The organism is Acinetobacter sp. GN11, assembly GCF_054823985.1.
Genome location: NZ_JRVL01000150.1, coordinates 26,565 through 40,103, shown reverse-complemented (window position 1 = coordinate 40,103; position 13,539 = coordinate 26,565). Strand labels below are relative to the sequence as shown.

General features: G+C 39.8%; 13 protein-coding genes. 4 read left to right on the top strand and 9 right to left on the bottom strand.

Going from position 1 to position 13,539, the window contains the following annotated elements; all coding sequences use genetic code 11:
* Nucleotides 1-17: 17 nt before the first annotated feature.
* The 8 genes from NL42_RS13015 to NL42_RS12980 form a co-directional block, all read right to left on the bottom strand.
* Entirely contained in the window at nucleotides 18-380 is a 363-nt protein-coding gene (locus NL42_RS13015) for an ASCH domain-containing protein (protein ID WP_461313055.1), read from the bottom strand.
* 9 nt (nucleotides 381-389) lie between these two features.
* On the bottom strand, nucleotides 390-629 hold the full coding sequence (locus NL42_RS13010) for an RNA recognition motif domain-containing protein (protein ID WP_003654760.1): 240 nt from the start codon (nucleotides 627-629) through the stop codon (nucleotides 390-392).
* Nucleotides 630-701: 72 nt separating this feature from the next.
* Nucleotides 702-2,681: an ATP-dependent helicase gene (locus NL42_RS13005; RefSeq protein WP_461313054.1), complete on the bottom strand. Its 1,980-nt coding sequence runs from the start codon at nucleotides 2,679-2,681 to the stop codon at nucleotides 702-704.
* Nucleotides 2,682-2,796: 115 nt separating this feature from the next.
* Nucleotides 2,797-3,369 (bottom strand): HdeD family acid-resistance protein, encoded by a 573-nt coding sequence (locus NL42_RS13000; protein WP_461313112.1) that lies wholly within the window; start codon nucleotides 3,367-3,369, stop codon nucleotides 2,797-2,799.
* A 135-nt stretch (nucleotides 3,370-3,504) separates the two neighbouring features.
* The gene (locus NL42_RS12995; protein ID WP_461313053.1) at nucleotides 3,505-4,263 is read right to left on the bottom strand and encodes a hypothetical protein; all 759 of its coding nucleotides are present in this window, start codon (nucleotides 4,261-4,263) and stop codon (nucleotides 3,505-3,507) included.
* Between the two features lie 88 nt (nucleotides 4,264-4,351).
* The gene (gene topA / locus NL42_RS12990; RefSeq protein WP_461313052.1) at nucleotides 4,352-6,988 is read right to left on the bottom strand and encodes a type I DNA topoisomerase; all 2,637 of its coding nucleotides are present in this window, start codon (nucleotides 6,986-6,988) and stop codon (nucleotides 4,352-4,354) included.
* A 35-nt stretch (nucleotides 6,989-7,023) separates the two neighbouring features.
* Nucleotides 7,024-7,473, bottom strand: a complete 450-nt coding sequence (locus NL42_RS12985) for a hypothetical protein (RefSeq protein WP_004794821.1) — start codon at nucleotides 7,471-7,473, stop codon at nucleotides 7,024-7,026.
* Between the two features lie 148 nt (nucleotides 7,474-7,621).
* Nucleotides 7,622-7,996 (bottom strand): winged helix-turn-helix transcriptional regulator, encoded by a 375-nt coding sequence (locus NL42_RS12980; protein WP_461313051.1) that lies wholly within the window; start codon nucleotides 7,994-7,996, stop codon nucleotides 7,622-7,624.
* Nucleotides 7,997-8,095: 99 nt separating this feature from the next.
* On the opposite strand from NL42_RS12980, the gene NL42_RS12975 reads away from it, so the two are divergent.
* Complete coding sequence (locus NL42_RS12975) at nucleotides 8,096-9,106, top strand: zinc-binding alcohol dehydrogenase family protein (RefSeq protein ID WP_461313050.1); 1,011 nt, start codon at nucleotides 8,096-8,098, stop codon at nucleotides 9,104-9,106.
* 54 nt (nucleotides 9,107-9,160) lie between these two features.
* Here NL42_RS12975 and NL42_RS12970 read toward each other — a convergent pair whose 3' ends face one another.
* The gene (locus tag NL42_RS12970) at nucleotides 9,161-9,406 is read right to left on the bottom strand and encodes a SlyX family protein (protein ID WP_003654743.1); all 246 of its coding nucleotides are present in this window, start codon (nucleotides 9,404-9,406) and stop codon (nucleotides 9,161-9,163) included.
* 32 nt (nucleotides 9,407-9,438) lie between these two features.
* Between NL42_RS12970 and NL42_RS12965 the strand changes: the two genes are divergently transcribed.
* The 3 genes from NL42_RS12965 (at nucleotide 9,439) to lpxL (ending at nucleotide 13,265) form a co-directional block, all read left to right on the top strand.
* Nucleotides 9,439-11,349: an ATP-binding cassette domain-containing protein gene (locus NL42_RS12965; RefSeq protein WP_461313049.1), complete on the top strand. Its 1,911-nt coding sequence runs from the start codon at nucleotides 9,439-9,441 to the stop codon at nucleotides 11,347-11,349.
* Nucleotides 11,350-11,580: 231 nt separating this feature from the next.
* Nucleotides 11,581-12,213, top strand: coding sequence for a LysE family translocator (locus NL42_RS12960; protein ID WP_461313048.1), 633 nt, complete (start codon nucleotides 11,581-11,583; stop codon nucleotides 12,211-12,213).
* Nucleotides 12,214-12,329: 116 nt separating this feature from the next.
* Nucleotides 12,330-13,265, top strand: coding sequence for an LpxL/LpxP family Kdo(2)-lipid IV(A) lauroyl/palmitoleoyl acyltransferase (gene lpxL / locus NL42_RS12955; protein WP_461313047.1), 936 nt, complete (start codon nucleotides 12,330-12,332; stop codon nucleotides 13,263-13,265).
* The last annotated feature ends 274 nt before the right edge of the window (nucleotides 13,266-13,539 follow it).

Genomic DNA, 13,539 nt, shown 5'->3' with positions numbered 1-13,539 from the left:
AATAAAATCAACGTTATTTATGGTAAATCCAGCTCAACTTGATAAATTTTACGTTTAGCTAAAGTTTTTAATGGCTGCCTTATAGGGCGAACATTACTTAAAACCCAAGCAAAATATCCCTCGTCCCAAGCATTTGCACATGCGGGCTCAATTTCATCATTTCGCCAAGCATGAATAGAGTCGATATCAACCAAAGCGACAGCAACTCCCTGTTCTTCATCAGTATCTTTGACCAAAAAATTTTGGTTCTCGACAATTAATAGATCTTTGATTGGCAGTTTTGTAGGTACCCATGAACGCACTTCAAGTGTTTTTATACCTTCAGCGATACGAGTACCATTTGGCGCGACAATCGAAAGAGCTAAAAACTGTCTTTTCACACTGAAGACTTATTCTTCAGCTGCTTTAACGCGAATTCCATTGCCTTTAACTTTAAGCAGGTTTAAGCCTTTAATTGCCTTAATTGCTTCACGAGGGTTAGGCATTTCAACAAAACCAAAACCTTTCGATTTACCTGTGTCTTTATCAGTAACAAGAACACACGTTTCAACTTTACCAAATGCTTTGAATAACTCTAAAATTTCAGTTTCACTCACAGCACGATCTAAATTACGAACTAATATCTTCATTTTCTAACCTTAATTGGCAATAAAAGGGAGCAGCCAATATATTTAAGTAATCACAGTGTCTTATACAGTAGTTTAATCCAGATCGATACCAAAACCTAAATTTACTGCAGGTGAACGGTTCCATTGCTTTTTAGCAAATGGCTGAGGTACTTGCCTATGAATCTTTGCCTGAACCAAATGTGCAGAAAGATCATTTAGGAAATAACTTTCGATTTTACGACCTTGTTCGTCATAATTGTCTTCTGACCATGTATTGAGGTTTTGCTTAGTCAAAATTAATTCATTTTCTGCACGTGTTAATGCAACATACAATACACGGCGCTCTTCTTCGACATCATCAAAATCGCCCTGTGCCCTTGCATAAGGATATTGATTTGGCGATACATGAGGTACATAGCAGACTTTCTGTTCAGCACCTTTAGCTGAATGGATCGTAATTAAAGTGACCAAATCCTGATCAGCTGCTTTTTCAATTTCAGAAACTGAAATAGGTTCAAGCACATATTCTTCAAGAAACTCACCTAACGATGCATGTTTACGCGCAAGTTGCTTGACCAAATCAAAGTCTTTTAAGCGGCGTGACCAATCTTTAGTTTTATAATTTTGCTCTAGCTGTTCCCCTAAAGCATCGAGTGCTAAGCCAATACTTGCTTCAACATGCTGCTGTAATACATCTAGCTGTTTTAAAATTAAAATCGCTTGTAAAGGAACTTTTCCATGACGTTCTAGACGATTGCAGCGCTCCTCAACATCAACAATTCCCATCAGATCTTGAGCGAGCTTACTTGCACCAACATCACCAATACCATCCCACAAGGTTAAAAAACGCATCCACGCCAAATCATCGTGAGGATTGCTCACAATACGTAGCAGGCTAAGTACGTCTTTCACATGAGCAGACTCAAGAAGTTTTACCCCACCAATAAAACGGTAAGGTAATTCAGCAGCAATAAAAGCTCCTTCCAGATATCGTGCACTATAGCCAGAACGCACCAAGATCATATGATCGTGCCAGCTTGCACCTTGCTGATGTCGCGTTATTAAGTCCTGTGCAATCCAGTTTGCTTCTTCATACTCATTACCAAACAAATGTAGCTGAGGCTTTTGGCCTTGACCACGATGGGCTTGCAGCTGTTTTTGATAATCAATTGGGCTATTTGCTAATAACCAATTTGATAAATCCAAGATTTCTTGGGTCGAACGGTAATTTAAATCCAGTGTATGAATGACTGCGTCAGGTATCCGCTCTTTAAAAGAATGGATATTTTCAAAGTCTGCACCGCGAAAACCATAAATCGACTGGGCATCATCGCCAACACAAAACAACTTCACTTTGCCAATCAATGGTTGTAATAAAGCCCACTGCAAAGGATTGGTATCTTGCATTTCATCAACCAGCAGTGCCTGACAAAAACCTGCAACCCAGTTGGTGAGTGCTTCAGAATTTTGCAAATGGACAGCTACAATTGAGAGAATATCGTCATAATCTAAAAAATTACGTTCTCTTTTACGCTGCTCATAGGTTTTCATTAAATCTGCAATTTGAGTCTTATGCTCATATGCATCTGGAAGCTGTTTGATTAATGCTTCAGAAAGCTTTGTTTGAGTATTTCTCGCATAAGAATATAAATCACACAGCTCTGCGGCTTTAGGCAAGACATTATCTTTATCTTTGCCTCTTAATAAGCGAAACATGAGCAACTGATCATCACGATCAATAATACTAAATTGATTTAACCCAAAAGCTTGGGGGTTACGGCGCAGTAAATACATACAAAAAGTATGAAAAGTTGAAGCTCGCAGCCCCTTTGCCTGTGCTCCCACATGTTGTTCTACTCTCGCAACAATTTCACTCGCAGCACGACGAGTAAACGTTAAAATCTGGATTTGGTTCGCTGGCAAGCCTTGATCAATTAAATAGGCTGCACGAGCAACAATAGTTTTAGTCTTGCCACAACCAGCGCCCGCCAAAACTAAACAGTTTTGTGCAGACGTAGTAGCTGCTTTTTTTTGCTGAGCATTTAGTTCATTAATTAATTTTGCAAGACTCATAACACATATCGCTAAAACACCAAGACATAGTTTAACAGACCGAGGCAACAGATGGGTCTGCCCATCCTAAAAACAAAAAGAGCACTTAAAGTGCTCTTTGGTTGAATATTATTTTTTAAGATACTGTTTTTGAACTAGAAGGAAGATGTTTAATGGCTGAAGCCAAACCTAGAAAGTTAACTCCCTGAAATAAAATATCAATAGCAAGGAACATTCCTAATACCCAAAAAGGTGAATCTTTAGAAACTAAAATTAAAATACCTGTAGCGAGCGTTAATAACCCTGAAAACAGGGTCCAACCCCATCCAGTAATTGGCTTAAGTAAAATTGCATTTATAGTACGTATAGCTCCAGCAATGATCAGCGCTATAGATAATAGGCTTGTCAGCACCACTGCTGTAGTGACTGGAGTAGAAAACGCATAATAACCAGCCATTAAATAAAGCACACCAAAGATGGCCCACAACCATCGGCTTGCGCCTTTAAAAACACTCATAGCCGCGACGAGATGCAAAACACCGCCGACCATCATGAGTATTCCAAATAAAAAAACGACAGAAAAGGTCGCAAATGGCAATGAACTAAATAAAATCAGGCCAAAACCAATCAGCACAAAGCCCAATATCAAATACCATTTACGGTCAGCATGTAACTGATTACGTACTAAATCATTACCTACAGTTTTCATCATGGCTACTCTTATTATCAGGTATTAGAATTTCATCTACCCAATAATAGTGATGCACTTCACATTTTTTGTCTGTATAAAATCTGCATCGTTTCTTAACAATTGATGTGCATAAAGCAGTATTTATCCACAGTTTTATTGCACCCAGCCAATTTCTTGAGCTGTAGGTAAACCTATTATTGTTTCATGTAAGCCATTCGGCATTTTGCTACTCTGTTCAGATAAAGGCGTTTGACCACCCATGATTTCGGCATCGGTTTGTGGATATAGAGGCACTTTTTCAGGTTGAGCATAACCTAAAGGGTAAATAGGTTGTCCTGTTTTTAAATCATATTTGTCTTGTGCCCCAAAGCCATGTAATAGCTCATGAACAATCACAACCTGATTTTGTGAAGCTTGTGTTTTGGTCGCAAATAAATTAACACTACCAATGCGACCTTTTTCTAAAGCAGTCGAATGGATCAGGACTTTCTGATAATTTGGATCATAATAATTTAAGTAAAGTTTGAGTGATGCTCCACTGTCTTCGGGTTGTTTTTGTCGCCATGCATAGAAACGAAATTTTAAGCTCCACCACATAACATGCAAAATATTAGCATTTTGAGGAACCTCGGGCGGTCGCTGCTGCAACTGTTGTCCTAAGCGAATTGTAAAGTTTCCTGATTGTCCACGATAATGCTGTGACCACTCACTTAAATAGCTGTTAATTGCCCAAAAATCTTCATTTTTCAACTGATGAATATAGCTTTGTGTTGTCTCTAAACCATCTGCATTAACTGGATGTAAAACAACCACAACTGGCCGATTCCAATCTTGATTTTGATCTCGCCATGCTTGAACAGCAACAATCAATAAAATAATTAATAAGCATAAAACCCGAATGTTTTTCCACATTCTTATTCCCCATAAAATTAAAATTTTCTTTTATTGTTTTAGAAATAAAAAATGCTAGCTTAGCTAGCATTTTTTATATTGGACTTGATTAGCCCTCAACCCATTTACCATCTTGATAAATTAGGCTCCATTTGGTTTGTTTACCTTCAGGGGTTTCTGAACCGACATATTGTGATTGATTCTTACGACTGAATTTCACAATTGTTGGATTACCTTCAGGGTCTACATCTGGCGCTTGTAAAATAAATTGATATTTTGGATCAAGCTGAGCTGCCACACTACGTAACTCTGCAACTTTCGGCGCACGTGTTTCACGAATTTTCGGGAACTTACTCGCTGCCAAAAATAGACCCGCTGCTCCATCACGCAACACAAAGAAGTCATCATGTTTCGCTGAACGTAGGTGTTCCATCTTAATAGGTTCTACACGTGGAGGTGCAGGTTGACCACTCTTCAAGACTTTACGGGTATTGTCACAGCTTGTACAAGCGAAATACGGGCCAAAACGACCAGTCTTAAGCTGCATTTCACCATCACATTTATCACATGGGATCGTTGGCCCATCATAACCCTTAATCTTGAACTCACCTTCTTCAAGCTCAAAACCATCGCAGTCAGGATTGTTACCACATACGTGCAGTTTACGACCACCATCAATCACATAGCTGTCCATGGCAGTGCCACATTTCTCACAGCGATGCTTAGACATCAAGTCCGCGGTTTCTGCACCATCATCATCAGATAGAGCAGCTAACGACTCAACAGGTGTTAAGTTCAGTGTACCTTTGCAACGTTCTTTAGGCGGCAAGTTATAGCCAGAACACCCTAAGAACACACCCGTTGTACCCGTACGAATCTGCATTGGACGTGAGCATTCAGGGCAATGTACTGCTGGCACTTCAACCGGTTGGTTACGGCGCATTCCCTGCTCACCCTGAGCGTTGGTTAGGCGTTTCTTAAAGTCACCATAGAAAGTGTCTAGTAACTCTTTCCAGTTACGCTCACCCGTTGCGACCTTATCAAGCTGACCTTCGAGGTCTGCCGTAAAAGCATAATTCATCAAGTTATTAAAACTTTCATCCAGACGATCCGTCACAATTTCACCCATTTTTTCGGCGAAAAGACGACGGTTTTCTAACTTAACGTAACCACGTTCCTGAATGGTAGAAATAATAGCTGCATAGGTCGAAGGACGGCCAATACTACGTTTTTCAAGTTCTTTAACTAAAGATGCTTCAGTAAAACGTGCAGGTGGTTTAGTAAAGTGCTGACTTGGATCTAACTTTTCTAACTTTAAGATTTCGCCTACTTTAATAGCAGGTAAAATAATGTCGTCATCTGACTTATTCGCGCCACGTACTTTAGTGAAGCCTTCAAATACAAGCGTACGGCCTTTTGCCTTTAACTCAACATTCGCTGCTTCAACAATCAAAGTAGAAGATAAATATTCTGCTGGCGTCATTTGACATGCAACAAACTGACGCCAGATCAAATCATATAGACGTTGAGCATCACGCTCTACACCCGCAAGCTGATCGCCAGTAAGCGCTACATTTGACGGACGAATCGCTTCATGGGCTTCTTGAGCACCCGCTTTGTTACCATAGCGGTTTGGCTTTGCTGGTATATATTTTTCACCATATTGGCTTTCAATATGGGCACGTACCATGCTTACTGCATCATCACTCAAGAAAGTTGAGTCAGTACGCATATAGGTAATAAAACCAGCTTCATATAAACGCTGAGCCAACATCATGGTTTTCTTCACAGAAAAGCCTAAACGTGTACTCGCAGCCTGTTGCAAAGTTGAAGTAATGTAAGGTGCGCTTGGATTGACCTTAGTTGGTTTATCTTCACGCTGTGCAACTTTATATTCAGCACCTTTTAAAACATCTAATAAAGCATCAGTTTCAGCTTTATTTTTCAGTTTAAGGGTTTTGCCAGCCTGTCTAAATGCTTCAAGACGAATATCATCTTTTTTGGACTGAGTATCTGCAAAAACTTGCCAATATTCTTCTGGAATAAAAGCACGAATTTCACGCTCACGCTCTACAACCAGTTTCACCGCTACTGACTGCACACGTCCCGCAGATAAACCACGGGCAATTTTTTCCCAAAGTAATGGTGAAACCATAAAGCCCACTACACGGTCTAAGAAACGGCGTGCTTGCTGAGCATTCACACGGTTTAAATCTAGACGTGTTGGCTGTTTAAATGCTTCTTGAATGGCATTTTTAGTAATTTCGTTGAACACCACGCGGTGATAACGACTGTCATCACCACCGATAACTTCTCTTAGGTGCCAAGCAATGGCTTCCCCTTCTCTATCCAAGTCCGTTGCGAGATAGATTGCATCGGCATCTTTGGCGAGTTTTTTGAGTTCAGCAACAACATTTTCTTTACCGGGCAGAACTTCGTAATGAGCTTCCCAACCATGTTCAGGATCAACCCCCATACGATTAACTAAAGCCTGACTAGCTTTTTGTTCTTTTTCGGCTTCGGTGAGTTTAGTCCGGGCAGCCGGCTTTTTCTCTGTTGATTTACTGCCGCCTGTTGGCAAGTCACGTACGTGACCTACAGAAGACTTTACAATGAATTGCGAACCCAAATATTTATTGATGGTTTTCGCTTTGGCAGGCGACTCCACAATCACTAAGGCACGTTTAGGTGCAGCAGGTGCAGTAGATGCTGTGCTTTGAGATGCAGAGCGCGAGGTATTCGCCATATAAAATGTTATTCCTATACCAATAAATTTAAAAATCAGGCTTTAGCCAAGGTCAACAGATAAGCCTTCATCTCATCTAATTGTGTTGCTCTAAGGTCTGATTCCTCATCCCAATAAAGCCCTACACAGTTTGCCTGCATATCAATAGCATAAATCCCTTTTAATGCAATGGGAGAATCATTAAATTTCTCATCGCCCTGAACCACTTTTAATTTGCCGTCTATAACGCGAGCACGCATTAAAGATAAACGGGCATCAGGAATCAATACACTATAATAAGCAACCATGCTGGCACGTTTTTCAGTGGCCATTGGGACATGTGTCCATTCAGGTGCAACAATTACACGTGGATGCAACCCTATTTTGCGGGCTTTATCTCGCATAATACCAAGTGCCTTTTCACGTGGGCTCACTCTTAAACCAAAAATGGAGCCTAGTACGAAAAGAACAATGATAACGGTAACCCAAATTCCCATATTGTCCATAGCAAAACCTATTAATCTCTTTTATTAGAGTTGCATAAGCTGACCAGAAAACGCAAGTTACATCATAAAAATAATGCCCGATAAGATCGCAAGACCCAAAATATCAGTATTTCACAGTGCAAATTGCAATGTTGTCACTCAAATATATTTAAGAGTTCTGACCATCAACAAGTGTCAACTTTCCAAATTGGTCGATATGGGCATCCCCCCACAGTTTTAAAGCAAATAAAATTTGCTCAAGACTTTGACCTAATTCAGTCAGGCAATATTCCACTTTAGGCGGAACCTGAGGATAAACTTCCCGATGAATAATTCCGTCTTGCTCTAACTCACGTAACTGATTTGTCAGCATTCTTTGGGTAATGCTCGGAACACGCTTTCGAATTTCATTAAACCGTAAGGTGCCTTCATTAAATAAATGCCAAAGAATGACACATTTCCACTTTCCGTCAATCAAACTAATGGCTGCCTCAACTGAACAACCCGGATAACAGTCAAAACTTGAATGTCGTAATTTTGCCATTTTACAGTATCCTTTTTGACACTATGAGCGTTATTTGTCTGTAGTCACCAAATTTAAGCTTACGTTATGATCAAACTCCCAACAAGAGGAATTATTGTTATGAAAGCTGTGGCATATCAGAAAGCAGGTCCCATTACATCGCCAGAGGCACTCGTTGATATTGAACTCGACACTCCCGTGGCAGAAGGCCATGATTTACTTGTTCGTGTTCAGGCGATTTCAGTTAATCCAGTAGATACAAAAATTCGTAACAACGTAAACCCTGAAAATAATCAATGGAAGACTCTTGGTTGGGATGCAGTAGGTGTCGTTGAATCAATTGGAGATCAAGTGTCTCAATTTAAAGTCGGAGATGAAGTCTGGTATGCAGGTACACTCAATCGCCAAGGCAGTAATAGTGAATTACAGTTGATTGATGAACGCATTGTGGGTCATAAACCAAAAACTTTAGAAACAACAGAAGCAGCTGCTCTTCCTTTAACTGCTATCACAGCGTGGGAAATGCTATTTGATCGGTTACAAGTACCCAAAGTTGCCCCAGAAAATACATCTATATTAGTGATTGGCGGAGCTGGTGGAGTAGGTTCAATCACAATTCAGCTACTCAAGCAGTTGACTAACCTCACGATTATTACGACAGCTTCACGAGCAGAAACTAAAGAATGGGTTAAGCAACTTGGTGCTGACTATGTATTAGATCATCGTCAGCCTTTAACAGCACAAATCAAGCAATTAGGTTTAAATGCACCTTTATACGTGTTCTCGACCACTCAAACAGATCAGCATTTATCAGATATCGTAGAGTTGATTGCGCCACAAGGTCATTTTGGTTTAATTGATGATCCTGCACAGTTAGATATTAAGCCTTTTAAATCGAAGTCTGTATCGGTGCATTGGGAGTTTATGTTTACACGTTCAATGTTCCAGACTGAAGATATGGAAAAGCAAAGTGAACTATTAAATGAAGTCAGCAAACTGGTTGACGAAGGAAAAATCAAGACCACTGTTTCGCAAATTTTAAGCCCAATTAATGCTCAAAACCTAAAACTGGCTCACCAACAAATTGAAAGTGGTACGACAAAAGGGAAAATTGTATTGCATGGTTTTTAAGCAAAATCCATAAATACCCCTAATAAAATGGCAAGTATTGAATTTGCCATTTTATTAATAGTGGGGAGGTTTATTGGTTAACGGGTCAAAAGCGGCAATCCCTTCTGATAAATCCGATGATTCCATACGTTGATAAAGAAATTGCATTTGTTTTTTTAAATCAGCTATTTCTTGAGTCTGAATAGCGAGTTGTTGATTTAATTCTTCAACTAAATCATCCAAAAATGTAATTCGCACTTGCAAATCTTCAATGGGTGCGGACAATGACGCTTGATCATCATGATATGGTGGTTTAGTCATTTAAATCCTCATTTGAGATTCTGGAAAACATTATGGCCTATATTACCCTAAGGGATGTCCAACTTGCTTTTGGCGGACCTGCCCTGCTCGATGGCGCGAACTTTAATCTAGAACGTGGCGAACGAGTCTGTTTAATTGGTCGTAATGGTGAAGGTAAGTCTACTTTACTTAAACTGATCGAGGGAAGCCTATTACCAGATTCTGGTGAAGTTTCCATTCAAAATGGTCTAACTGTTTCAATGTTAGCCCAAGACGTTCCAATGGACTCTGGCAAAGTAGCTGACATTGTGGCAGATGGTGCAGGAGAAGCTTCAGAAGTACTCAGAGCTTATCATGAAGCGACCGACGCTTGTATGCTAGGAGATATGGAAGCCTGTGACCGTATGGGTAACCTTCAGCATAAGCTAGACCAGCTAGATGGTTGGGCATTAGAAAATAAGGTAAATGCTCTTTTAAGTAAAATGGGACTTGATCCAAATGCAGACTTAGCAGACCTTTCTGGTGGACGTAAACGCCGTGTTTTGCTCGCACGCGCTCTTTTAACACAGCCAGACGTATTACTTCTAGACGAACCAACGAACCATTTAGATGTTGAAAGTATTGAATGGTTAGAAAAGTTTTTATTAGATCAAAATAATTTAACGCTTCTATTTATTTCGCATGACCGTTCATTTGTAGATAGCATTGCAACTCGAATTGTGGAACTTGATCGCGGAATTCTACGAGGCTATGAAGGCAATTATTCACGCTATTTAGAGCTCAAAGCTCAGCAAATGGAAGCAGAAGAAAAACAGAATGCTTTATTTGATAAAAAGTTAGCTGAAGAAGAAGCTTGGATTCGCCAAGGTATTAAAGCACGTCGTACGCGTAATGAAGGCCGTGTTCGTGCTTTAAAAGATTTACGTGAAGAATCGAAAGCACGCCGCTCACAACAAGGCAAAGTGAGTATGGCAACTCAAGATGCAAATCGTTCAGGTAAATTAGTATTTGATATCGAACATTTAAGCGTAGCTTACGATGACAATTTACTGATCAAAGATTTCTCTACCCTTGTTATGCGTGGTGATCGAATTGGCTTGGTTGGTGATAACGGCGTTGGTAAAACGACATTGATTAAAGCCATTTTAGGTGAACTCGAACATGGCGGTTCAGTTAAAACAGGTACACAGTTAGAAGTTGCCTATTTTGACCAGTTACGTAATGCCTTAGACCTTGAAAAAACAGTCATGGCAAACGTTTCAGAAGGTTCTGACTTCGTTGATGTGAATGGCAACCGTCGTCATATCTACAGCTATTTACAAGACTTCTTATTTTCACCTGAACGTGCTCGCACTCCAGTAAAAGCACTCTCAGGTGGTGAACGAAATCGTATCTTACTGGCTAAATTGCTGCTTAAACCATCAAATCTGATTGTAATGGATGAGCCAACCAATGACTTGGATATGGTGACTCTTGAGCTTCTAGAAGAAATGTTGTCTGATTACAAAGGCACGTTGCTTCTCATTAGCCATGACCGTGCGTTTATGGATAACGTAGTAACATCTACATGGGTATTTGATGGTAAAGGCAATATTGCTGAGTACATCGGTGGCTACCAAGACTATTTGCAGCAACGTCCAGATGACAAAGTAGTCGATCAGAAATCTGACGTTAAAAAAGCTCAGGCAAAAGCTGAAGCAGACAAAGCTGCTGCTCAAAGTACTGTAAAAAAAGTCAAACTGAGTTATAAAGATCAGCGTGAACTTGAACAATTACCCGCTGAAATTGAAAACTTAGAAAAGGAGCAAGCAGAACTTTCTGAGAAACTTGCAGATGGTTCATGGTTTGTTAAAGATGCTGATGCAGCAACCAAAGCAAGCCAACGTCTTACAGAAATTGACGAGTTATTACTTGAAAAATTGGAACGTTGGGACGTGCTTGAACAAATGAGCAAAGGAAACTAATTAGTTCTACTTTCCCAAAAGAACGTAAAAAGAGCTCACTTAAATTAAGTGGGCTCTTTTTTATATTATTAATCTAAGCTTTTAAAAACTTAAAGCTTATAAATCACATTCATATAATGGATTATATTTTCGAAATTTTTAGTATTTTAAAATAGCCTTGTGCTTGAATATAAGACTTATAAAAATAATTATGTTATACCTAACAGCATAATAATATTGGAGTGTTTTCGCATGCTGGAGCTTTCTCAAATTTTGGCATTTGGACTAATTTGTTTGGCGATGGTACTCACTCCAGGCCCCAATATGATTTACCTTATTTCCCGTTCGATTAGTCAGGGCAAAATCGCAGGATTCATTTCGTTGGCCGGTGTCGCTGTTGGTTTTGTATTTTACATGCTATGTGCTTCTTTCGGGATCACAGCACTTGTTGTCGCCGTACCTTTTGCTTATGACACCATTCGTATTGCTGGTGCAATTTATCTACTCTGGCTTGCATGGAAAGCATTACGTCCAAATGCAGCCCCTATTTTTAATGTAAAAGATTTATCAGTAGACTCCCCAGCTAAACTATTTTTAATGGGTTTTGCGACCAACTTGCTTAATCCAAAAATTGCGATTATGTATTTATCTTTACTGCCACAGTTTATTCATCCACAACACGGCAGTATTTTAGCGCAGTCTATTCAACTCGGGACGATACAAATTTTTGTTAGTGTTTCAGTAAATGCGCTTATTGTGTTTTCTGCAGGTAGTATTGCCCTTTTCCTACAACAAAAACCTCTTTGGGCAAATATACAACGCTGGCTCATGGGAACCGTATTGGCTGGACTCGCTGTTAAAATTCTTTTAGAAAATCGCCGATAATTCATCCTTCTTATTTCAAGCTCTCTTAACACTCAATTGAATAGTGTATTACGACGATAAATTCAGTTCGTGATACACTTTTGCCTGTTTTAACTTTTTGAACTCTTTATATCGTTATGAGCCAAAAGCAGCCTTATACGCCCGGTGAATTTCAATGGTCCTTTTTATTGCCTAAATATTGGGGTGTTTGGATTGCTATTGTCTTTTTAATGCTTTTGGCTATTTTACCTTGGGCCATACAATGGCGTCTGGCGCATGGCGTAGCTCATCTGGCTTGGAAATATCTAAAATCACGCCGTAAAACCACTATTCGTAATTTAGAAGTCTGCTTTCCTGAATGGTCTGCCGACAAGGTTCAACAACAAGCTCAACAAGTTTTCATCGATATGATGCTTGGGGTATTTGAAACCTTAAATGCATGGTACAGCCCACGCTGGTTTAAAAACCGCGTCACGATTGAAGGTTTAGAACACATTACCAATGCCCAGGCTCAGGGCAAAGGTGTTTTATTACTGGGGACTCACAGCACGCTTCTTGATGCAGGTGGCTATGTTTGTGCTCAATATTTTGAACCTGATGTTGTCTATCGACCTCAAAATAACCCATTGCTCGATATGCTCATTTATCGTTGCCGTGCCACGATTTATAAAGCACAGATCGATCATGATGATATGCGTGGTTTAATTCGTCACCTTAAAGATGGCGATGCTATTTGGTATAGCCCAGATCAAGACTTTGGACTCAAACAAGGTGTTATGGCACCGTTTTTTGGTGTACCTGCTGCCACAGTAACTGCACATCGCCGCTTATTAAAAATCTCAAAAGCAGTGGCTGTGCCTTTATATTTCTACCGCCATGGAGATATTAAGAACCCGAAATATCATGTTCTGATTGAACCTGCGGTCGACAATATGCCAAGTGAAGACGAAGTCGATGATGCAACACGCGTCAATAAAATTATTGAAAATCAACTTCGCATCGCACCGACTCAATATATGTGGTTCCACCGTCGATTTAAGACACGTCCTGAGGGATATGAAGAGATCTATTAAGATAAAGCTGTGATAATTTTAAATTGATAGTAAGCACAACATTATTTATATGACTCGCGGGAACATCATCCACAACCTGAGCAATGCAAAAGCGTTAGCGCTTTCGCATTGCGCAAGACAAACGAAGTGCGTAGCATTTCTCAAGCATAGCTTTCGTTTTACGGTACGGCAAAGATAATGAATCTTTGCTATTCGTACCTTAGGTTTTGCCTACTTTTGCCAAAACAAAAGTAGGTCGAACCGAAGGTTAATCTCTAAATTTCGACTTCAAAAT